19 protein-coding genes are annotated in these 21,199 nt (G+C 68.8%); 14 read left to right on the top strand and 5 right to left on the bottom strand.

Features of this window, described 5'->3' with window-relative positions; translation table 11 throughout:
* Positions 1-3,069, top strand: coding sequence for a type I restriction endonuclease subunit R (locus ACWDVB_RS21120; RefSeq protein ID WP_451516209.1), 3,069 nt, complete (start codon positions 1-3; stop codon positions 3,067-3,069).
* Between the two features lie 95 nt (positions 3,070-3,164).
* Here ACWDVB_RS21120 and ACWDVB_RS21115 read toward each other — a convergent pair whose 3' ends face one another.
* The 3 genes from ACWDVB_RS21115 to ACWDVB_RS21105 all read right to left on the bottom strand — a co-directional run bounded on the left by ACWDVB_RS21115 (position 3,165) and on the right by ACWDVB_RS21105 (position 5,957).
* Complete coding sequence (locus ACWDVB_RS21115) at positions 3,165-4,937, bottom strand: tyrosine-type recombinase/integrase (RefSeq protein ID WP_451516208.1); 1,773 nt, start codon at positions 4,935-4,937, stop codon at positions 3,165-3,167.
* 11 nt (positions 4,938-4,948) lie between these two features.
* A complete protein-coding gene (locus tag ACWDVB_RS21110) occupies positions 4,949-5,251 on the bottom strand; it encodes an excisionase family DNA-binding protein (RefSeq protein WP_451516207.1) in 303 nt (100 codons plus the stop codon).
* A 142-nt stretch (positions 5,252-5,393) separates the two neighbouring features.
* Positions 5,394-5,957, bottom strand: a complete 564-nt coding sequence (locus tag ACWDVB_RS21105; protein WP_451516206.1) for a helix-turn-helix transcriptional regulator — start codon at positions 5,955-5,957, stop codon at positions 5,394-5,396.
* Between the two features lie 269 nt (positions 5,958-6,226).
* On the opposite strand from ACWDVB_RS21105, the gene ACWDVB_RS21100 reads away from it, so the two are divergent.
* The 5 genes from ACWDVB_RS21100 to ACWDVB_RS21080 all read left to right on the top strand — a co-directional run bounded on the left by ACWDVB_RS21100 (position 6,227) and on the right by ACWDVB_RS21080 (position 12,001).
* Positions 6,227-7,747: a DnaB-like helicase N-terminal domain-containing protein gene (locus tag ACWDVB_RS21100; RefSeq protein ID WP_451516205.1), complete on the top strand. Its 1,521-nt coding sequence runs from the start codon at positions 6,227-6,229 to the stop codon at positions 7,745-7,747.
* A 412-nt stretch (positions 7,748-8,159) separates the two neighbouring features.
* Entirely contained in the window at positions 8,160-9,128 is a 969-nt protein-coding gene (locus tag ACWDVB_RS21095) for a DUF2637 domain-containing protein (protein WP_451516204.1), read from the top strand.
* 286 nt (positions 9,129-9,414) lie between these two features.
* Positions 9,415-9,861: a plasmid mobilization relaxosome protein MobC gene (gene mobC / locus ACWDVB_RS21090; protein ID WP_451516203.1), complete on the top strand. Its 447-nt coding sequence runs from the start codon at positions 9,415-9,417 to the stop codon at positions 9,859-9,861.
* Positions 9,862-11,535: a relaxase/mobilization nuclease domain-containing protein gene (locus tag ACWDVB_RS21085; protein WP_451516202.1), complete on the top strand. Its 1,674-nt coding sequence runs from the start codon at positions 9,862-9,864 to the stop codon at positions 11,533-11,535.
* A 106-nt stretch (positions 11,536-11,641) separates the two neighbouring features.
* Positions 11,642-12,001, top strand: coding sequence for a hypothetical protein (locus ACWDVB_RS21080; RefSeq protein ID WP_451516201.1), 360 nt, complete (start codon positions 11,642-11,644; stop codon positions 11,999-12,001).
* Positions 12,002-12,287: 286 nt separating this feature from the next.
* On the opposite strand, the gene ACWDVB_RS21075 is transcribed toward ACWDVB_RS21080, so the two are convergent.
* Together ACWDVB_RS21075 and ACWDVB_RS21070 are read right to left on the bottom strand one after the other, a co-directional pair.
* The gene (locus tag ACWDVB_RS21075; protein ID WP_451516200.1) at positions 12,288-12,848 is read right to left on the bottom strand and encodes a flavoprotein; all 561 of its coding nucleotides are present in this window, start codon (positions 12,846-12,848) and stop codon (positions 12,288-12,290) included.
* Positions 12,845-14,122 (bottom strand): helix-turn-helix domain-containing protein, encoded by a 1,278-nt coding sequence (locus tag ACWDVB_RS21070; protein WP_451516199.1) that lies wholly within the window; start codon positions 14,120-14,122, stop codon positions 12,845-12,847. The genes ACWDVB_RS21075 and ACWDVB_RS21070 overlap by 4 nt, the downstream gene beginning before the upstream one ends.
* Positions 14,123-14,297: 175 nt before the next feature.
* On the opposite strand from ACWDVB_RS21070, the gene ACWDVB_RS21065 reads away from it, so the two are divergent.
* The 8 genes from ACWDVB_RS21065 (at position 14,298) to ACWDVB_RS21030 (ending at position 21,146) form a co-directional block, all read left to right on the top strand.
* Entirely contained in the window at positions 14,298-14,756 is a 459-nt protein-coding gene (locus ACWDVB_RS21065; protein WP_451516198.1) for an ATP-binding protein, read from the top strand.
* 2 nt (positions 14,757-14,758) lie between these two features.
* Positions 14,759-16,090, top strand: a complete 1,332-nt coding sequence (locus ACWDVB_RS21060; RefSeq protein ID WP_451516197.1) for a UDP-N-acetylglucosamine 1-carboxyvinyltransferase — start codon at positions 14,759-14,761, stop codon at positions 16,088-16,090.
* On the top strand, positions 16,087-17,280 hold the full coding sequence (locus ACWDVB_RS21055; RefSeq protein WP_451516196.1) for a metallophosphoesterase: 1,194 nt from the start codon (positions 16,087-16,089) through the stop codon (positions 17,278-17,280). Before ACWDVB_RS21060 ends, ACWDVB_RS21055 begins: the two co-directional genes overlap by 4 nt.
* Entirely contained in the window at positions 17,277-17,822 is a 546-nt protein-coding gene (gene dcd, locus ACWDVB_RS21050) for a dCTP deaminase (protein WP_451516195.1), read from the top strand. Before ACWDVB_RS21055 ends, dcd begins: the two co-directional genes overlap by 4 nt.
* Entirely contained in the window at positions 17,819-18,355 is a 537-nt protein-coding gene (locus ACWDVB_RS21045; RefSeq protein WP_451516194.1) for a dCTP deaminase, read from the top strand. Before dcd ends, ACWDVB_RS21045 begins: the two co-directional genes overlap by 4 nt.
* Positions 18,352-19,449, top strand: a complete 1,098-nt coding sequence (locus ACWDVB_RS21040; protein WP_451516193.1) for a glycosyltransferase family 4 protein — start codon at positions 18,352-18,354, stop codon at positions 19,447-19,449. Before ACWDVB_RS21045 ends, ACWDVB_RS21040 begins: the two co-directional genes overlap by 4 nt.
* 107 nt (positions 19,450-19,556) lie before the next feature.
* Complete coding sequence (locus tag ACWDVB_RS21035) at positions 19,557-20,612, top strand: serine hydrolase domain-containing protein (RefSeq protein WP_451516192.1); 1,056 nt, start codon at positions 19,557-19,559, stop codon at positions 20,610-20,612.
* Between the two features lie 108 nt (positions 20,613-20,720).
* Complete coding sequence (locus ACWDVB_RS21030) at positions 20,721-21,146, top strand: hypothetical protein (protein ID WP_451516191.1); 426 nt, start codon at positions 20,721-20,723, stop codon at positions 21,144-21,146.
* Positions 21,147-21,199: the final 53 nt, after the last annotated feature.

Raw genomic sequence — 21,199 nt, 5'->3', positions numbered from 1 at the left:
GTGGCAAAGGGCATTCGGGAGCGTGAGTTCCAAAACTTGATGATCCAATGGTCTCTCCCGATGGGCTGGGGCTTCACAGCGGGCAGATCGCTGCCGCGTGAGACGACACAGACGGTGGTAGCCGACCATCTGCGGGATGCCGTCGTCCGGCTCAACCCTGGTGTGATCGATGGGTATGACGTGGATGCGGTGGTCGAGGAGATTGTCGCTACGGTCAACGCCGTCGACGGTGGACTGGTACGGGCCAACGAACAGGTGCTCCACCTACTGCGCGGACACAAGGAGTTCCGAGACTCCAGCGGCGTGTGGCACACCCTGAAGGTAATCGACTTCGAGCAGCCGACCACCAACACGTTGGTCGTGTCAGACGAGGTGACCATTACCGTCCCCGGCAGAACCCCTCGCCGGTTTGACCTCGTCTACTGGGTCAATGGCCTACCGCTCGTTGTTGTGGAGGTGAAGTCACCGACCTCGAAGTCCGGGTGGACTGACGCCGCCCGCGAGATCAACGACGTGTACGCCACCGAGTACCCGTGGTTCTTCACCCCCAACGTCTTCGCTGTCGCCTCCGACGGACTGAAGATGCGGTTCGGCGCCGCCGGCGCGCCCCTGAATCTGTGGCAGCCGTTCCGATCCACGGACGACGACGAGCACCTGTCCGGGCAAGCTGACGTGCATCGCTCCGTCGAGCTGCTGCTTAACCCCGCCACAATCCTCGACATGCTCGCCAATTTCGCCCTCTTCGATACCTCTGGGGGCGGGGCAGACAAGAAGTACCTGCCTCGGTACCCGCAGATGGAAGCTGCCCATCTGATCTACCAACGAGTCGTAGCCGACGGGCAGAAGGGGCTCGTCTGGCACCACCAAGGCAGCGGGAAGACCCTACTGATGGTGTTCGCCGCCTCCCTGTTGTTGGCTGACACTCGTACCGAGTCCCCCACGATCATTCTGCTCTCGGACCGCACCCAACTCGTCCGGCAGACCTCCAGGGTTTATACGTCAGCGATGGGGGACGCCTACTTCCATCAGCCCACCACCAGCGCCGAGTTGCGTGCCTTGCTGGCTGACGACGTGCGCGGTGTCATTTCCACCACCGTCCATAAGTTCGCCGACGCCGGCAAGAGCCTGTCAGCCCGCCGCAACATCATCGTGCTGGTTGACGAGGCGCACCGTACCCAGTCCTCCGATTCGAAGTCCCTGGCCGGGCAGATGCGCGCAGCGCTGCCGAACGCGAAGTTCTTCGGCATGACCGGCACCCCCGTCAAGAACCTCTCCACCGACACCTTCGCCCTCTTCGGCGAGGAGAACGACCCGGACAGGGTGCTGCACCGGTACTCGGTATCCCGTTCCCTGCTCGACGAGGCGACCGTCCCGGTCATGCTTGACCCGCACATGGTCACGTTCGAAATGAACGACGAGTCGCTGCAGGCAGAGTTCGACCAGTTCGCCGACGAATTCGACCTCGACGACCCTGACCGCGAAACGCTGTCTCGCAAATTCGGGCGCCTCACCTCGGTCTTCGCTAACCCTCACCGCATACACACGGTCTGCCAAGACATCGTGGATCACTACCTGGCCGGCACGTACCGCAACGGTCTCAAGGCCCAGGTCGTCGCCTACAACCGTGATCTGGCCGTGGCGTACACGAACAAGATCAATGAGCTGCTGGCCGGCTTCGAGGCGTCACAGGTACTCGCCGAGGTTGGGAAGCACGACCGGATCACCGCGGAGGTGAACATCTCCGTCTCGGACGCCAAGGACGAAGATCCCGCCATGCGGCCGTACCGGCTCTCGGAGACCGACGAGGAGGACCAGAAGCGACGGTTCCTCTCCCCGGACGACCCGCTGTGCTTCCTGGTCGTCACAGCCAAGCTGATGACCGGGTTCGACGCACCCAATGAGGGCGTTCTCTATCTGGACAAGCCGCTTAAGGCTCACAACTTGTTCCAGACGATCACCCGGCCGAACCGCACCTGGGTGTCTCCGACCGGGTTCGTGAAGACCACCGGCGTGGTCGTGGACTACGTCGGCCTGGCCGAGGAAGTCCAGCGGGCAGTCGTCGATCCGACCGCGAAAGGTGTCGGCAAGGGCGGAGGATTCGTCACCGACCTGACGGACTTGGTCGCCGAGTTCCGCACCACCTTCGCCCGCATCGAAGATCTCCTGACAGACGTGGACGGTCTGGACCTCACGGTCCACGGATATGAGTCCGTACGACTCATCAACCGCTTCCTGGACGCCGCCCCTGACGCCGCAAAGGGCTTCAGCAAGGACTACCGCCTCCTGGCCCGCCTGTTCCCGCTCATCAACACCGACAAGCGGATCGTCAAGTACCAGCAAGGCTTTGGTCTGTTCGGATCCGCCTACACCACCTTGTTCAAAAAGTCCTCCGACGAGGAGAGGAAGGAGCGGCTGAACGAGCTGGGGCCAATGGTTCTGGAGATAATCAACGCCCACGTTCACTCCTTCTCCGTGGCCGCCTCCCAGGAGGAGGCTCTCGTCCTCGATTCCCAGGGCATCACCATCCTGAAGGAGCTGCTGGCTCTCGTCCGTCCTAAGCCCGACAAGGGCGAGGACAAGAAGCCGCCATCTGCGGCGGAGATCTTGGACGCGATCAAGGCCGCACTGGAGAAGGGCGTCGAACCGGGATCCGCGAAGTTCACTGCTCTCGCGGAGCGGATCAGGCAGCTACGGGACCGGATCATTCAGAACGCCCAGGATGCCCTGGACTTCCTGGCTGAAGCGCTCCGTGTCGCCCGCGCCATCGTGCACGCCGAGAAGCACCCGGACGAAGCCGTCGTGCTCGACGACGACCACGTGGGCATCCTGTCGCGGATCATTCAGGACCACGCACCATCCGGACTGACGGTCACGGAACGGAATCTGGCCGAGGAGATTGACCAGGTAGTCACCCGCACCCTCGCCCAATCATGGGACAACGCCGACGCGCGCAACCGAGGCGTCCGCCGTGCCACCGCTGCGGTCTTCCGCCGGTACACGTTGAAGCCGGTGGGAGAGCCGTACGGCTCGACCGTCGCCTACATCGAGGCCCACTACCTCGTCGACTGACGAATGCAACGAGGCCCGGCAACCTGTGGTGGTTGCCGGGCCTCGTTGCGCCGATCGAACTACGATCCATTCCATGGCCCGCATACGGCGGGGGTCTAGCGGGCGCCGAGGTCTCCGTACCTTCCCGGGTTCCTCGCACGGTCCACAGCCTGTGCACGAGCCTCGCCGAACGCAGCGGTGACAGCGTCCTGGTCCGTGCCACGGACCTGAGCCTCGACCTCCTGGCCGGGGCGACGAGTGGTGTGCCAGCGCACCGGCAGGTCGGTGTAGAGGTCAGGCTCGAACTCCCAGGCCATTACCGACCATTGGCCATCACGGCCGATGTTGAGGGATTCGCCGCCCGGCAGGAACACAGCATGGGCATGGTGGACGATCCGTCGGTCCGGCATGGCATCGCGAATAGCTCGAAGACCGCCAGGGCCCTTGTGCTCCCACTTCTCCCGATCCCACTCCTCGACTCCCGCCTGCTGGTCTCGGTGGTCGGCGCCCCACTGGTCAGCCACCGCTTCCGCGTGCTCATGGTGCCGGAACGGGACAAGGCGTTCCCCGAGGCGCGCGACGTACACCGTCGACTCTGGCTGGGCATCGCCACTGATGGGTGTGGCAGAGCCCCGAGGGGCCAGACTGACCACCTGCGGTGTCGGCACCGGCCCCCAGAGCAGCCCTCCGACCTGCGCCGCCGTCCGCTGCAGCACCTGCCCCGTAACGTGCTGATACCGGCGCCTCATGCGCGCGGACTTACCGGGCTCCCAGCCCATGATGCGGTCGACCACCGTGTCCGGGACGCCGAGGACAAGCAGAGCGGTCGCGGCAGTGTGGCGGGCATCGTGGAGACGCCCGTCACGGACACCCGCTGCCTTCAACAGGCCCTTCCACCGGTGGAAGTCCGTGTTGGAGTTAAGGGGTTCACCGATCGGCGACGTGAAGACGTAGCCCTTCTCCTCCCACAGGTCTCGGGCGAGCACGCGCTCTCGGCTCTGTTCCTCCTTGTGCTGAGTCAGTAGCCGCAGCAGCTCTTCCGGCACCCCGATCGAGCGCTTGCCCGCGCGAGTCTTGGTGTCCTTAGTTTCGCGCCGAGTGTTGATCTTCTGCGGGCAGTACCCAGGCTTGCGTCCGCACTTGTCTCCGCAGCCGTGCTTGTAGCGGGGCCGCAGTCGACCCCGGCGGACGAGCATGACGCCTGTCGCGAAGTCGACGTCCTCCCACTTGAGGCCCAAGACCTCGCCCTGGCGCAGACCCAGTGCAAGCGCGATAACCCAGCGCGCGGTGTTCCGCTGCTTGTTCGCTTCGGCAAGGAGGCTCTGGACCTCCTCCAGGGTGTACGGCTCGACTTCCTCCTCTTCGAGCTTGGGTGCCTTGGCGATCGAAGCCGGGTTGGTGACGAGGTGGCGGCGGCGGACAGCCTGATTGAGCGCCGTCTTGAGCGTGCGGTGCGCTTGGTGGACCGTGCCGGCCGCGCTGCCGTTCGCCTGCATCCTCTGGTACAGGCGCTCCAAGTGCTCCGGCTCCAGCTTCGCCAGGCGGTGTGCGCCGAGTCCGGGTATGAGGTGGTGGTAGACCGCGACGCGGTAGCCGTCGATGGTGTTCTCACCCACGCTGGGTGCGGCGATGTTCTCGACCCAGTGGGTCAGCCAGGTCTCGACCGTCCAGGTCTGGCCAACCTTGCGGACGCCGGTGGTGTCGCGCTGCCGTTCCAGATCACGTACGACCTTGGTGACTTCGGCGCGCGTTTTACGGCTGACGTGGCGGCGGTCCGGGCTGCCGTCGTCCTTGACGCCTACGGTGACGCGGCCGTGCCAGCGGCCGTCCTTGCCGAGGTAGACGGTCGAAGCACCGTTGGGCTGGCGGGAGTTCTTGGGAATGGTCATGTACGCCCCCCTCAAGCCGCAGTGCCGAAGTCTTCCCGGCTGAGGCGGCGTTGGAGGAACTCGTTCACCGCCTCGACCGGGACACGGCGCAACCGTCCGACCTTCGCAGAGGGGATCTCGCCGGAGAAGATGAACTTGTACAGCGTGGTGCGGCCGACGCCCATGCGGCGGGCGGCCTCGGCGACCGTGAGGCCGACGAGGGTGCCGTCACCCTGGCGGCCACCCCGCGCGGCTATGAGCGCGCGGAGGGAGTCCTCGGAGACGTCGAGGAGCTGGGCAATCTGGGCAAGGGGCAGGGACGTGCTCTGGGGCAAGGAAGCTCCTTGACCGGCGGGCGCGGGCGGCAACCCGGGCAGCGGTGCCGGTCGATCGATTTGGGTATGGCGGTTGTGGGACTACAAGCAGCTGAACAGGGGTCGTCGGCGTTCGCAGCGCCGAGATGACCGTGCGGAGCGGTTACGAGGCAGGGGGCTCGTCGGTCTCATCCGAGATGGCCATCCGGTCGGGACCGAGCCAGCTCTGAAGCCGGTGGGTCGAGCCGCGGTGGCGTCGGAAGTCGTCTCCGGAGGCGACCTCAAGCTCGTGTATGAGCATGACCTTGACCATGTCCTCATGCTCGGGGTGGGCCTTGGAGTAATCGTCGAGCTCGGCCATGATCCGGTCTTTTCTCTTGGCCAGGGCGCGCCACTCCTTCCAGTTCTCGACGTACTCGGCGACAAGCCGTCTCACCAGCGGGTTCATCAGCTGGCCGGGAGGGCTGGTCAGGTCGTCGAGGGGCAGGTCGAAGACCTTGCAGAAGCCGAGCGCCTCGTCGAGGTTGACCCTGCGGCGGGGCTTGCCGCTCTCGATGCGCCAGATCGCGGACTGGTTGATCGGGTGGCCGGCCTTGGTCATCTCCTCGGCGAGTCTCGCCGTGCTCCAGTCACGCGCCTCACGCTCCATGCGGATGCGTTCGGCCACGTGGTTCTCCGGCTCCGGCCGGTCGGTTCCGGCGCGGGCCGCACCGTCTTCGCCGCTCATCGTTTCCACCTCCTCTCACTCTGGGCCACGGCTGCACAGCCGCGGCCGATGATGAACAGCTAACACCAACCCGATCTGCATTGCAAGGCATTCCCCTTTGAATTATTGCTGGTAGGCTTGTACTGCTCCCGGACGGGGGTGGACATGAAGAAGCCCCCGGCGCTGCGAACGCCGGGGACCAAGCAGAAGCCCCACAACCGCCATACCTAACGATTCGACCGGCCCGGCCGGGGTTGCCGCCCCATGTGGCCTGCCGGGTGAGGAGTTCTATGTCCCAGCGTACGACCCCGCCTGCCCGTATGCCATTCCACGACGAAGACGCCCCCGGGGCAGCAGAGCCCCCTTTCAATGTGGAGGCCGAACGCGCCGTGCTCGGCGCCTGCATGCACAAGGCCGACGTCATCGACGCGGTCCGCCCGATCCTCGGGGATGAAGCCTTCTACCGGCCCGCGCACGAAACGGTCTGGCGGGCGCTGCTCGACCAGCACCGCGAGGACAAGCCGACGGACCCGATCGCCCTCACCGAGGTGCTCCAAGCGCAGGGCGACCTGGAGCGTGTCGGTGGCCGCGCGTACGTGTTCCAGCTCGCCGACGTGCTCTACGGCACCGGCAGCGCGGATCACCACGCGGAGATCATCCGCAAGAAGGCCGACCTGCGGCGCTTGATCGCATCGGCCGTCCACACCCTCCAGCGGGCCCAGGAGCCGGGTGCAGACCCCGAGGCCATTCGGAGCGAGGTGGAGACCGAGGTACGTGCCGAACGCGAGCGAGCACTCGCGTCGGGCCAGGGCCGTCTGTCCCGCTTCGCCGTGGACGGGTGGCGCTTCGTCAAAGAGTCGGGAGCGGACGCCGAACCCCTGTGGGGAACCCGAGAGAAGACACTGTGGGCCCCCGGCGAGAGCCTGATGATCGTCGGCGCACCGGGCGTCGGCAAGACCACCCTGGCCCACCAGGTGATCTTCGCCCGTCTCGGCCTCCAGGAGACCGTCCTTGAGATGCCGGTCGCACCGAGCAGGAGGGTGCTGTACCTGGCCATGGACCGGCCCAAGCAGATCGCCAAGGCGATGGCCCGCCGGGTCTTCGCCGCCGACGAGGCGATCCTGCGCGACCAGCTCGTCGTCTGGCAGGGGCCTCTGCCCGCCACCCTCGACAAGGAACCCGATCTCCTCGCCGATCTCGCCGCCGCTCACCAGGCCGACACCATCGTGATCGACAGCCTCAAGGACGCGGTCAGCACAATGGTCGACGACAGCCTCGCCGTCTCCTTCAACAACGCCCGCAATCGCGCCCTGCGCAGCGGCGTGGAGGTCCTGGAGCTGCACCACCAGCGCAAGACCGCTGCCGACGCTCCGCGCGGCCAGCGCCCGAGTCTGGATCAGGTCTACGGCTCCACCTGGATCACCGCCGGTGCGGGCAGCGTGCTGTTCATCAGCGGCCGGGCCGGTGACCCTGCGGTCACCCTGCACCATCTCAAGACCCCCACCGGCGAAGTCGGCCCCTTGGACGTCACGCACGACCATGTACGTGGCACCACCACGGTCGACCCCGCCAGGGACCCCGCCGTCCTCATCCGTAACGCCCCGAACGGGCTGACCGCCCGCGACCTGGCCGCCGTCCTCATCGGCGGAGGCGACCCCGAACGCGCCGACGTGGAGAAGGCCCGCCGTCACCTGGCCCGCCTCGTCGAGCGCGGCCTGGCGACCAAGGCGGACGGGATCGCGGGTGGAGCAGGAGGCGGGCAGCAGGCGCGCTATTACGCCACCGCCCGACACCTCGCCGCCATCGGCTGAGCTTCACCGGACCGCATGGCGCGATCACGCGACCGTACACGCGGGCTCTGCGCCCGCGCGCCGCCGCGAAGCGCTCGTAGCGCACACGCTCATCGCAAAACCGCAGGTAGAGCGATCACGTAGGCGTGCACGCCGTACACGCGCCCAGGCGATCACGCGCAGGCCCCTCTCTAGAAGGGGGCCTGCGTGTACGCCCCCTCCGTGATCGCCGCCCGCTCTCGTCGTAAGAGATCATCTCCCCGCCCTGGAGGCCGCCCCCTTGCAGTCCCCTGCCCCAAGCGACCCGGCAGCCACACACGACATCCGTGCAGGCGTCGCACCGCTCGTCTCGGCCGTCGCGGACGAAGCCCCTGAACCAAGTAGCGGTCCTGGCGATGCTCGCCGAGCCCCCATACCCGTGGGGAGCCGTCGTATGAACCGCCGGGGGCGCATCGCCCTCGTCCTCGGCTTGGTGGCCGTCGTCCTCATGGCCTTCCGGGTCTCGTGGAACGCGCTGTCCGACGTGGCCCGCGCCATCGGCGCCGACTCCACCGCCGCCCTGCTCTACCCGATCGTGGTCGACGGGCTGATGGCCCTCGCACTGGTCGCCACCCTCGTGCTGACCGGCACCGATCGGAAGTTCGCGCTGCGGGTCCTGGCGACCTACACGATCGCCAGCCTCCTGCTGAACTACGTGCACGGCCTCGTACCGGCTCTGCATACCGAGTCGATCCGGTGGGGTCGACTGGCCGACTGGGACCCCGCGAACTGGGCCCTGGTGCTGCTGGCGACCTCGCTCCCAGTCGGGTCGATCTACTTCGGGTCGGACCTCGTGGCGAAGGTTCTGCACCACACCCCTCGGTCGACTGGCTCCCTCGAAGGGGGCTCTGGCCAGTCGGTCAGCCAACAAGTTGACCAGTCGGCCGACGAGCAAGTCCCGCAGTCGATGCCTGACCGGCCCACATCAACTCCCGCACGGACCTCCGAGTCGGCCCCTGCGGGGATCGCCAAGGCACCCGTGCCGAGGCCGACCGAGGAGGCCGAATCTGCTACCTCTCCCCGACCGCACCGGTCGGCCGCTGTGGCGAAGTCGACCGGAGCCGCCCCGCGCCGGGCAACCGGTCGGGTCCCCGCCGCTGCCAAGTCGACCGCCAGCCGAGCCCGTACGGATGACCAAGTCCTCGCCGAAGCCCGACTCCTGACCGCCGACTGGAGCGATGACCAGCTGTCCGCCGAGCGTCTGCGCAGCGAACTACGAATCGGCCAGCTCCGAGCCCGCAACCTGCGCGACCGGCTGCAAGCCGAGCGGAAGGGCCAGGCCGAGCCCACCGCGAACGACGGCCTGGAGGGCGGGCTGCCCGACGGACGTGACGAAGCCGCGTCCCACGCCAGCGCCGCCTGACTCTGCAAGACACCACTCCGCCCTCGTCCTGCGGCTGCCGTGCAGCCGGGCACCGAGGTCTCGGAGACACGTACAGACAAACACCCAGCACCTCACGGAGACCCGATACATGCACGATCCGGACCCCGAACTCATCACCGCCCAGTCGGAGATGGCCTCCGTCCTCGCCCCAGGCGGAGCAAGGTATGACGTTGGACCGTCCAAGGGCCGGTCCAACGCAGCCTCCGCCCCGGGGGTGGCGGAGGTCCCCTGGAGCGAGGGCGCACCAGGGGAAGAACCTGCGGTCGTGCGTGCTGCCGACGAGGCCGCGCTGTACCGCGTCGCCCGCCGTCGCGCCCGCCAGGACGTACAGCGCAAAGAGCGTGTCGACGTCCGCTACAGCCCCGACGAGAAAGCCGCGATCCTCGCCGAGGCCCGTCGGCTGGGCCTGGCCGGCGCCCACCTCGTCGGCGCGATCGTCATGGCCCACTTGGACGGCGACTTCACGCTCCCCGACCAGCGCTCCGCCACGGACGACCTGATCGACGAACTCGCATCCCTGCGCACCCAGTTGGCGCGCATCGGAACGAACGTGAACCAAATCGCCCACCGCCTCAACGCCGACGGCACCACACACCCTGTGGACACCGCCGTGCTCGCCGAGACAGGACGGACCCTGGCCCTGGTGAAGCAGACTGTCGCCGCGGTCGACACCGCCGCCGATGTGGCCGCCACACAGCACCGGGCGGCCTGATTGATAGCCAAGATCGTCAAGCCCGGCAGCAAGACGCGCGGCGTCCTGAACTACCTGTACGGCCCCGGCCGCCACACCAAGCACACCGACCCGCACCTCGCCGCGTCCTGGGACGGCTTCGCCCCCGACCCCGGCCGCGACCCCGACGCCACACTCGCCCAGCTCGCCACCGCCCTCGACCTCCGCGTGAAGCAGGCCGGCGACAAGGCCCCCAGGAACCACGTGTGGCACTGCTCGATCCGGACCGCACCCCAAGACCCGACCCTCACCGACGACCAGTGGGCCACCATCGCCCGCCGCGTACTCAACGCCACCGGCATCGCCCCCACCGGTGACCCCGACGCCTGCCGCTGGGTCGCCGTCCGCCACGCCACCGACCACATCCACATCGTCGCCACCAAAGTCCGAGGAGACCTCCGCCCACCCCCCAACTGGGACGACTACCTGCACGCCGCCGACGAACTCACCGCCATCGAGAAGGAATACGGGCTGCGCCAGGTCCCGCGCGGCGACCGGACCGCCGCCAAGAAGCCCACCCGTGCCGAGCAGGAGAAGGCCCACCGCACCGGGCACGCCAAGACCGCACGCGAGCGTCTGCGGACCACCGTGCGTACGGCGGTGACGGCGGCCACCAGCACCGAGGAGTTCTTCGCCGTCCTCGAAGGGGCGGGGGTGCTGGTGGACATCCAGCGCTTCCCCTCCGGCGACATCCGCGGATACAAGGTCGCCCTCTCCGACGACACCAACGCCGCCGGAGAGCCGGTGTGGTTCTCCGGCTCCACCCTCGCCCCCGACCTGTCCTACCCCAAGATCAGCGAACGCCTCACAGCCACCGCCCCTGTGAGCCGCCCTTCCGGCCGCCGGCGTTCAGCGTGGCAGCAGGTCACCGACGCGGCCGGCCAACTCCCCGACGTCCTCGACGAGGCCAACGACGCTGTGGGGCAGGCCCACGTCACCGTGCTCGCCGAAGCCCTCGACGCCCTCCCCCTCATCGCCCCCACCCACTACAGGTACCAACTGACCCACGCAGCAACGGCCTTCGAGCGAACCAGCCGCTCCCGCATCCGCGCCCAGCATCAGCAGGCCCAGGCCACCCGCAGGGCCATCAAAGCGATCCTGCGCGAACCCCCGCCCCAGGACGGAGCCCTCTTCGCGATCCTCCTCGACGCCCTCCTCCTGGCCGTCATCGCCGCCCAGCACTGGCACCGCACCCGCCACCACACCCAGCAGGCCGAAGCCGCCCACCAGGCAGCCAAGCACCTGCGCGCCGCCTACCAAGCCGCTGCCGTCCAGCCCCTGGCGGTGATCCACCAGCGCGGCCTCCGCCTGGCCGTCACGGTGCAGCAGCGGCAGACCGCTCTCGTCCGCCGCGCGCTGCCGGATCTGGCCGAGCAGATCCTCACCGAGCCCGGCTGGCACGCCCTGGCCGCCACCCTCGCCGACGCCCAGAAGGCGGGCCACGACCCGGCCGCCCTGCTCACCGAAGCCACCCGACGGCGAGAACTCGACACCGCCACCTCGATCAGCGAGGTCCTCGTCTGGCGGATACGCCACCACGCCCACCCGCCCACCACACCCGCAAAACCCCAGGCCACACCGCCTGCAGGCGGCCTGTACACCTCGGTCACGCCGCCGGGCACCCAACCCTCAAACCGCTCCAGCCGACGCCGTTGACCTGGGGAAACGGCGGAATATAGCCGACGGTCCCTGATTTCGGAAAGCAGGAATTCTCAAGACCATTGATACGTACCCGCACCCCTACAAGGAGCAACGCACACGCATGCCCACACCCTCCCCCCGTCCCCACGTCATGGCCCTGCTGTTCGACACGGATTTCAACCGGCCCGCTGATTCCCTCGTCTATCGCCACCTCGACGGACGTCTCTTCACCGAGGAGGAACACGCCCTGCTCCGTGACGCCACCACCGAAGGGTTTCAAGCCGCCGGCATCCACGTTCACGACCCCGAAGTCAACGTGGAAGCAGCCGTGCGCGAGATGCTCGAACTCCTGATGAAGTACGCCGCCTCTCACCACGAAGCTCTCGTCCCCTTCATGACCCACGAGGACCTGATGGAGTACGACCGATTGGGCTTCACGATCGGCGCGAACTCCGACAAGTACGCCCCGCGCGAAGACTGAGCGCACGGCACGGCGTCCTCCAGCATCACGTTCCGAGCTTGGACGCCACATCACCCCACTGAAAACGGCGAACAAGCAGTCCCACGCCAGCTTCCGCCCGCACCGGGATAGGGCCCAAGAACAGGGCAGCACGAAGCCCCGGCTCACTATCAGTCAGTAACGGGCCAGGTGGTGCCAGGAACAGCACGAAGCCGGGCCTCCCGATGGGAGGCCCGGCTTCGGCATGTGCGAATTCAGTCCGCTGAGACGCGCGGAAGCTGGGTTCCCACAAGTTGGATATCGGTAGTCAGCCCCTCGCGGACAGCCTGGGCGTGAGCAGCTCCAGCGCTTCCTCCCACCGGTAGTTCTCCGCGCCTCCGCCCGCCTTCGGCTTATGAGGCTCGTACGACCCGATCAGCACGCCCATCTCTCGCAGCCGCTTCAGGTTTTCCCCGTACGCGGGATGGGCAGCCTGCGCCGAGTTCAGGTACGGGAGGACCGCGGTCGGGATGCCGAAGCCGTACGCCTCGCAGAGGATGCCGACGGCGAGCGTGTCGGAAATTCCTGCGGCCCACTTGTTGATGGTGTTGAAGGTGGCTGGCGCGACGGCGATGGCATCGGCGGGCGGCAGCGGGCGCGGGTCGCTGGGCGAGCGCCAGGCGGACCGGATCGGGTAGCCGGTCTGGGCCTCGATCGCGTCGGTGTCGAGAAAGCCGAGCCCTTGGGGTGTGGCGACCACGCCGACGTCCCAGCCCTGCTGGTGTGCGGCGGTGATCAGGCGGTGGACGTCGGGGGCGACTCCGGCGGCGCAGACCACGACGTACAGGAAGGGCTTCTTCGGCTCATCGGTGGGGTGGTGGTCGGTCACGCGGGGACTCCCAGTTGGCGGCTGAAGTGGTGGAGTTCGGGCAGGGTGCGGTGGCGGTCGCGGGCGGCCATGTCGGCGACGAGTTCGCGTACGGCCGGGCGGCGGATGTCTTGTGCCGCGCAGCTTTCGGCGATGCGGAGGGCCTGGTAACCGTCGGCGAGGCGGCCCTGCTGACTGTAGGCGCGGGCGGTTTCGATCCACAGGGCTGTGCGGCGCTCGGGGGCGGGGATGTGGCGGCGCATGAGGGGGCCTGCGGTTTCCAGGGCGATGCCCGCGTCGCCGAGGGCGTTGGCGGCGCTGACTGCGTGGAGGGAGACGTTGGTGGGGCTGAAGTTGGCCCAGGCGTCGGGGCGGTCGAGGGAGACGTAGCGGGCGACGTCGTGGGCCTCGGTCAGGAAGTCCTTGGTGGCGGAGCGGTCGCCGCCGCTGCTGGCCGCGGTGACGCCGCGCAGGAGGAGCAGGCCAAGGGCCGCCAGGTAGCGCGGGGAGCGTTGGTCGTACGCGCCGGTGAGCTGGTCGGCGGTGTGGCGGACGAGGGTGACGGCCTGGCTGGTGTGCCGTTCGCGGGCCAGGAGGTGGGCGTGTACGCGGACGCTGGAGGCCAGGATGATCGGGTCGCCGCAGCGTTCGGCCTCGGCCATGGCGCGGCCCACGGCGAGCCAGGCGTGGCCGTGGTCGCCGAGTTTGAGGAGCAGGCTGACGGCGGTCTGGTACGCGGTGGCGAGCAGGGCGGTGGCCTCGGTGGAGGCGGGGGCCGCTTGCCGGAGGTCGAGGATCAGGTCGGGGAGGACCTGTTGCAGCTCGGCGTAGTCGCAGGTGGAGAAGAGGCGGCGGACTGCGGAGATTCGGGCGGCGAGTACGTCGAGAGCGTCACCACCCTTCCCTGGAGAGGGCGTTGGGCCGGGCAGAAGTGCCTGTACGAGCGTGTGGTGGCCGAGCATCGGCGGGGTGGGGGTCGCAAGAGCGGCGACGCTCGCGGCCAGGAAGGTACGGCGGTGCATGTCCTCGGATTCGGGGTCGCTGGTGGTGGCGGTGGCGTCCGGTAAGGCGGCGAGGCCGAGGGCGGCGAGCGGGATGCCCAGCTCCTGGGCGACCGCGCGCACCACCTGGGAGTCGGCGGTTCCGCGGCCCTGTTCGAGGCGGCTCAGCTTCGACTGGTGGTAGCCCAGCGCGGCGGCGACGCCCGCCTGAGTACGTTTCGCGAGCACGCGGGCCCGACGGATCTCTTCGCCGATCCGTCTCGCTTCGCCTTGTACGTCGTACGCATCGGCCATCTGTGCCACGGCCCCTTCCGCCGTCGCCGATCCTGCCTGCTCAACCGAGGCTAATTGAGCCGCACTTGGTGCGCATGCAGGTCGTGCATAAGTGATGCCGCACGGGCACCGGCCCTGGTCCGGCCGCTCCTGCCACGGGTTACGTGGAAGCCGTACCCGTCCGGGAGGCAACCCCGTGGAACAGCGACACCTCAGCTTCTCCGTACCCAGCACGGCTCGCGCCGTCACCGACGCACGGCACCGGCTTCTCGCCGGGATACGCGGCTGGGGGCTTCAGGCCGACACGTCCGGCAAGGACGAGGGCGATCTCCTCGGCACCGTCGGCCTCGTCGCGACCGAGCTGCTCGCGAACTCCGTCCAGCACGCCGGCCCCGGCCCCATCTCGGTGACCGCTCGCGTGACCAGCAACGACACCGTACGAATCGAGGTCACCGACACCAGCTCGGCCCTGCCCCACATGGAGCTGCCCGACTCCGACAGCGAGCACGGCCGGGGTCTGTTCCTCGTGGCCACCCTCGCGGCCCGGCACGACGTCGAGGCGACCGCATCCGGCAAGTGCTGCTGGGCCGAGATCTCCCTGCCCGTACGGCCGACCGCCTCCACGTCCTTACGCGTTCCCCTCCCAAGGAGCTGACCGTGACCACCGCCCAACTCCCCGCCCTCACCTCCGAAGCCTCTGACGTGATCGCCGTCCGCCCCGGCCCGCCGCTCACCGGCACCGTGACCGTCGACGGCTCCAAGAACGCAGCCCTACCGCTGCTGGCAGCGGCAGCCGCCCTGCGCCAGCCCGTCCAACTGTCCAACGTCCCCGCCAACGCGGACGTCCGGACGATGCTCACGCTCCTACAGCACACCGGCCACCGGGTCGCACATCCGGTGGCCGAGCCGAGCACGGTCGTGGCCACACCGGGTGAGAGCACCCGCCCCTCTCCCGACATGCACGCGACCGCCGCCCGTATCCGCGCCTCGTACTACCTCGTCCCCGCCCTGCTCGCAGCTCACGGCCGGGCGGCTCTTCCCTGGCCCGGCGGCTGCCAGATCGGCGGGCGCGGCATGGAACAGCACTTCAAGGTGTACGAGGCGTTCGGCGACCGGACCACGGTCGACGACCACGGTTACACCGTCACGGCCGGACGCACTCCTGCGGGCACGGTGTCGCTGACGCTCCCGTTCCGCTCCCGCGGCACCACCATCGCCGCCCTCCTCCGCGCGGTCGTCGCACACCGCCCCCTGCGCCTGGGTCGGCCGAACCTCTCCCCGGAGGTCCTCAGCGTCCTGGACGCCCTCCGGGAAGCCTGCTGGGAGACCCGCGCCGCCGAACGCCTCCTCACGCTGACCCCGCCCTCGTACCCCTCCCAGGACACCCACTCCTGGACCGTGCCCGGCGACAAGGTCGAAGCGGCCACCCTGGCCTGCGCCGTCGCCTCCACCGGCGGAAACGCCCTCATCGAAGGCGTACGGAGCACGGACATCGCACCGATGACCGCCGCCCTCCGCTGGCTCGGCATCCCTGTCACCGCCCACGGCACCACCCTCACCGTCCACGCCGAGAACTACCACCCCACCCAGCGCCCGCTCCGCGCCGTCGCGTCTCTCTCCCCCGGCGGCCTGGACGCCGACTTCGAACCCCCGCTTATGGCCCTGGCCCTGAACATGCCGGGCACCCACCTCTTCGCCGACAGCATCAACCCCGGCCGCCACAACAACCTGCTCCCCCAGCTCGCCCGCCTCGGCGCCGACATCCACGAGCTCTCCCCCACCCAATGCCGACTCACCGGCCCGCAACGCCTGACCGGCGCAGGCGTGGAAGCAACCGACATCCGCACCGGCTCCGCGCTCCTCGTCGCCGGCCTCACCGCGGGCGGCGTCACCACCCTCGGCGGCCTCGACCAGCTCCGCCGCGGCCACGCCGACCTCCCCACCAAGCTGCGCGCGCTCGGCGCCGACATCTGCGAGGTCACGCCATGACCCGCGAACTCCAGCGCATCGTCGCCACCACCGACGTCCACTCCTCCCTCGCCGACGCACTGCCCCTGCTCACCCACCTGCACGCCGCCCGCCCCACCTCGCTCGTCGTCGACTGCGGCGATTTCTTCGAGGGCAGCGGCTACTACCAGCTGGGCAACGGCAGCATCGAGCGCCAGCTCCTGACCACGCTGTACGACGTAATCGCCCCCGGAAACCACGGCTGGGCCCACCACTTCGACCCCGACCTGCACCGCCTCACGGTGTGCGCGAACGCCGTGGACGACACGACCGGCGACGCCCTGTTCCGCCGCCTCCACCTCGCCGAAGTCTGCGGTCGGCGCGTCGCCGTCACGGGGATCATCGGAGTCCAAGCCTTCAACGCCATCCCGTACGCGCACCGCGTCGGCCACCGCGTGACCGACCCCGTCCAGGCCCTGCGCGAGCTCATGCTCGCCCACCACCACGAAGCCGACTCATGGGTCCTGCTCAGCCACACGGGCTTCGACGAGGACCTGAAGATCGCCGCTGCCTGCCCCTTCCTCGACGTGATCTTCTCCGGCCACTGCCACAGTGAGAGGTACGGCCCCGAGCACGTCGGCGACACCCTCGTCCTCAAGGGCCCCGAACTGGCCGTCGGCCACGCCTTCGCCGAACCGGTGGGCGCGGGCTGGGCCGCCCGTACGGAGACCTTCCCCTCAACGGCACCCCGGCCGCCCGCCGAACTGAGTTCCCTCCACGAGGAGATAGAGACCTACCGACAGCAGCTCGCCGAACCGCTGGGCACCCTCTCCGCCCCGTACACGAACCGTCTTCTCGACCGTCGAGCCCTGCTTCAGGAGATCGCCTCCCGCCTGCACACCGGCCTCGGCGCGGAAGCCATCGTCCTGAACGAGACGGCCCTCCGCACCACCCCGCTCGGCGAAACCCTCACCCGAGGCGACCTGCTGACCATCGAACCCTTCGGCAATCACCTCGTCCACGTCCACCTGGGAGACGGCCCCGATCTTGCTGAACTGGCCTACGCCACGGGTCCCTTGGTGACCGCGCCGGCTCCCTTCCCCACCCACCCCTGCACTGTCCTGACCACCGACTACCTGGCCATCACCTTCCTCGGCGGACACACCCACCAGGCCGCCTTCCCTCTCGGCCAAGCCGTCCAGCACGTCCTCACCGGAGGAGTACGGCAATGATCCTGACCGGCCCCGAGATCACCTCAGCCGTCGCGGACGGCCGACTGCGCATCACTCCTTTCGCCCCGGCCCAGGTGAACCCCAACAGCTACAACGTCTGCCTCGGACCGACCCTCCTCACGTACACCGCGCCCGTGATCGACGCCCACGCCCCGAATCCCACCCACGAGATCGAGATCGGCCCCCACGGCCACGTCCTCCAGCCCAGCGAGCTCTACCTCGGACACACCCTCGAAGAGGTCGGATCCGACACCTTCGTCCCCTTACTGTTCGGCCGCTCCTCCGTCGGGCGGCTCGGGCTCTTCGTCGAAATCACCGCGCCGATCGGCGACCTGGGCTTCCACGGGCAGTGGACGCTGATGCTCTCGCCGGTCCGTCCGCTGCGCATCTACACCGGCATGAAGATCGGCCAGATCATGTTCTTCGTCGCGGCCGGCCCCGTCGCGCTCTACACAGGCAAATACCAGGGCGCCGCAGGCCCACGCCCCTCCGCCTACTGGCGCGACCTCACTCCGCCTCCCCTCCAGGTGGCGACCCAGTGATCCTCACCGGCCCAGCCATCGCCGCCGCCCACGCCGCAGGCGAGATCACCATCGATCCGTACGACCCCACCCGGTTCTCCCCCAACGCCTACGACTGGCGACTCGGCCAGACCCTGCGCGTCTGCGGAGGCCACCTCGACGCCGCGGCCCGTACGACCACCACCGAAGTCCCAATCCCCGAAACGGGGCTCGTGCTCCGCCCCGGCGCCCTGTACCTCGGCGTCACCCACGAGAGAACCGGCTCCGAGACGTACGCACAGTTCCTCAACGGCAACCGCACGACCGGCGCCCTCGGCATCTGGGTCCACGTCTCCGCACCGCTCGGCCACCAGGGCCACGCCATCCGCTGGACCCTGGAGATCCGGGCCGCACGCCCCGTCCGCGTCTATCCCCTCATGACCTTCGGGAAGCTGACCTTCTTCCGCGCCTTCGGCACTCCGGCGAGCTACCAGCAGTGCGGCCTCAAGTACCGGGCCAGCCAAGGGATCGAGACCTCCCGCCTGTACGAGGAACTGCCGGGAGGCCGACCATGAGCCAGGTCGTCGCCACCGCCCTGGACCTGCCCGCCGGGAGCCCCGGCGGCAGCGTCGAGCTCTTCCTCGACCTCTACACCGGCGACACCCCGCTCATCCCCGCACGAGCCTTCATGCTCGCGCCACCAGGACCCCGGCCCCACCTCCCGTCCGGCCTGAACCTGCTGTCCGTACAGGGAAAGTGCCTGGACGGCCCCGCCTTCGGCCGATACGTCACCGCCCTCCGCAGGTCCCTCGCCACCGCGATAGACCCGTCCCAGGTCGACGTCCTGCACCTCCAGCACCTCACCTTCGGCGCCACGGCCGCCCTGCTCCGAGCCCTCCCCGCCCACCCGAGGATCGCCCTGGCCCACGGCACCGACCTGCTCTTCGCCGAGTCCCACCGCGACCAGCTCCAGGTCCTGCGCGAAACAGCGAGGGCCGCCGACGCCATCGTCGTCCCCACCAACGCGATGGCCGACCGCCTCCTGAATCTCGCCCCGCAGACCGACCGCCGCAAGATCACTCACATTCCCTGGGGCATCCCCGACCACCTGCTCACGACCCCGCCACCCCGGCCTACCCGGACCGTCACCAGCCACCTGCGGCTCCTGTACGCCGGAAGGCTGACCGCGGAGAAGGGAGTCGAGGCCCTGCTCCAGGGCCTGGCCCCGATACAAGGTGTCGAGCTGAGCATCGCCGCGCCCAGTGCTCAGTTCCGGGCCTTGGCCCCCCTGCTGCAACGAACCGGCGTACGAGCCCGCTACCTCGGCTGGCTCCGTCGCCCCCAGCTGTGGAGAGCATTCGCCGAACACGACGCACTCGTCATGCCCTCCACCACCCTGGAAGCCATGGGCCTGGTCGCCCTGGAGGCCCAAGCCTGCGGCCTCCCCGTCCTCCACCAACCCGTACCGGGCCTCAACGAAACCCTCGCCGCCTCCGCCATAGCCACCGACTTCACCCACCCCACCGCCCTAGCCCGCGATGTGAACCGCCTGCGCACCAGCCCCGGCCTCCTCCCCGCCCTACGACAAGCGGGATACGCGAACGCCGCCCGCTACCCGCTCTCGGCGACAGCCCAATCCCTCACCGATCTCGGCCACCAGCTCACCTGAACCGAGCCCCCCCCCACCGCCCGCCGACATCCACGCGCCACTGCCCGATCCACACCGCCTGCGTCACTACGCTGACCGGCGGGATGCCCACGGCGAACAGGGAGACCATGAAGCACAGCAGCACCGACCACATCGAACAGCTCCTGGCCGAAGGCGTCCGCAACAAGGTCTACCCCGGCGCCGTGTGGGCCGTGGGCGACGCCGCCGGCATCCAGGCGCAGGGCGCCACCGGGGCCCTCGACCCCAACGAGCCCCACGCCTCCATGCAGCCGGACACCGTCTTCGACGCCGCCAGCCTCACCAAGATCCTCGCCGTGTGGTCTTCCATCGGCGCCCTGTGGGAAGACGGCAAACTCGACCTCACCGCCCCTCTGGGCACCTACTGGCCAGAAGTCGCGGGCCACCCCCTGGGCACCACCACCGCCCACCACCTCCTGACCCACACCGCCGGCCTCCCCCTCCGAGCCCAGCTCAAGAACCTCTACGGCACCGACCCCCAGGACATCCGCGACGGCGTCCTGCACGAACCCCTCCATCGCCAGCCCGGCGAAGCCGTCGAGTACACCGACCGAGCCGCCCTCGTCCTCGGCTACCTCGCCGAACACCTCTCCGGCCAACGCCTCGACCAGCTCGCCACCGAGCGAACCTGGCGCCCCCTTGGCATGACCTCCACCCGCTTCGGCCCCCTCCCCACCGACCTCGCCGCCCGCTGCGCACCGACAGAACTCGACCAGGACACCGGCACCCACCTCAAGGGCACCGCCCATGACTTCTCCGCCCGCCTCCTGAAGGGCGTGTGCGGCATCGCCGGCGTCTTCACCGTTCTCGACGACCTCGCCACGTTCCTGCGTCACATGCTGGGTGCCTCGTCGCGCCCCGGGTTCGCAGCATTCGGCTCGGCCTGGACGGCAGAATCGTTGACGCTCCAGACCGGCACGCTCTCACCGGCCCGCGGCCTCTTCTGGCACCCCGCCCCCGGCACCACTCCCGTCGATGACATCTGGGTCCACTACGGCTTCACCGGCACCGGCATGTGGATCTCCCCTGCCCAAGGCCGCTGGGCAGTCCTCCTGACCAACAAGCTCTTCTACACACGCGACCGCGAGCCGCTGACGGCCGTACGCAACTCGTTCCGCACTGCGGCCCTCCTCCTCAACCCCTGAGGTCGCACGAGCTACCTCGCGTGCCAGCAGGCCCTCTGGCCACCAGCGGCGCGAGAAGCCATCCTCAGAGGCAGCCCCGTAGGAAGCGACTCTCCCCAAGGACCCACCGTGGCACATGAATTGGCCGCCATCTGCGACGCCTGCACACAAGCCGTAGCCGACGGCGAGGGCAGCTTCTGGGTCGACATGGCCGAAGTCGACCAGTGCTCCACCAACGTCATGGCCTGGGAACTCCTCGAAACGAAGCAGGAGGGCCTGGGGGTTCGCTCCTACGACGCAGCAAGCCTGATGTCGTACCCCGACGCGGCCAGATGGCGAGTGCACCACACGGCGTGCGACCCCAAGCCCCACGCGAACGCGTACGCCGTCGAGGTGCACCGCTGCCGCAGTTGGGCAGACCTCGTGTGGTGGACCGCCCACCTCATGGGCAAGGACTGGCTCCGGCACACCGACTGGGAGGACGTCCTCCAAGGTGCGGCCGATGCCGACGGATCACGGATCACCCCGACCTCGCCTCCGAAGCGCAGTCGGTAAAAGCGGAGTACGAGGACGACGTTCCCCATCGCCGTCACCACGCGGTGACTGAC

This window comes from Streptomyces sp. NPDC003379, assembly GCF_053589195.1.
This window is presented reverse-complemented; position numbering and strand designations above follow the sequence as displayed.

Excerpts from the sequence above, each read along its gene's own strand:
- ACWDVB_RS21115 (WP_451516208.1), bottom strand. The coding sequence starts at position 4,937 with ATGACCATTCCCAAGAACTCCCGCCAGCCCAACGGTGCTTCGACCGTC.
- ACWDVB_RS21105 (WP_451516206.1), bottom strand. The coding sequence starts at position 5,957 with ATGAGCGGCGAAGACGGTGCGGCCCGCGCCGGAACCGACCGGCCGGAG.
- ACWDVB_RS21100 (WP_451516205.1), top strand. The coding sequence starts at position 6,227 with ATGTCCCAGCGTACGACCCCGCCTGCCCGTATGCCATTCCACGACGAA.
- ACWDVB_RS21095 (WP_451516204.1), top strand. The coding sequence starts at position 8,160 with ATGAACCGCCGGGGGCGCATCGCCCTCGTCCTCGGCTTGGTGGCCGTC.
- ACWDVB_RS21080 (WP_451516201.1), top strand. The coding sequence starts at position 11,642 with ATGCCCACACCCTCCCCCCGTCCCCACGTCATGGCCCTGCTGTTCGAC.
- ACWDVB_RS21070 (WP_451516199.1), bottom strand. The coding sequence starts at position 14,122 with ATGGCCGATGCGTACGACGTACAAGGCGAAGCGAGACGGATCGGCGAA.
- ACWDVB_RS21055 (WP_451516196.1), top strand. The coding sequence starts at position 16,087 with ATGACCCGCGAACTCCAGCGCATCGTCGCCACCACCGACGTCCACTCC.
- dcd (WP_451516195.1), top strand. The coding sequence starts at position 17,277 with ATGATCCTGACCGGCCCCGAGATCACCTCAGCCGTCGCGGACGGCCGA.
- ACWDVB_RS21040 (WP_451516193.1), top strand. The coding sequence starts at position 18,352 with ATGAGCCAGGTCGTCGCCACCGCCCTGGACCTGCCCGCCGGGAGCCCC.
- ACWDVB_RS21035 (WP_451516192.1), top strand. The coding sequence starts at position 19,557 with ATGAAGCACAGCAGCACCGACCACATCGAACAGCTCCTGGCCGAAGGC.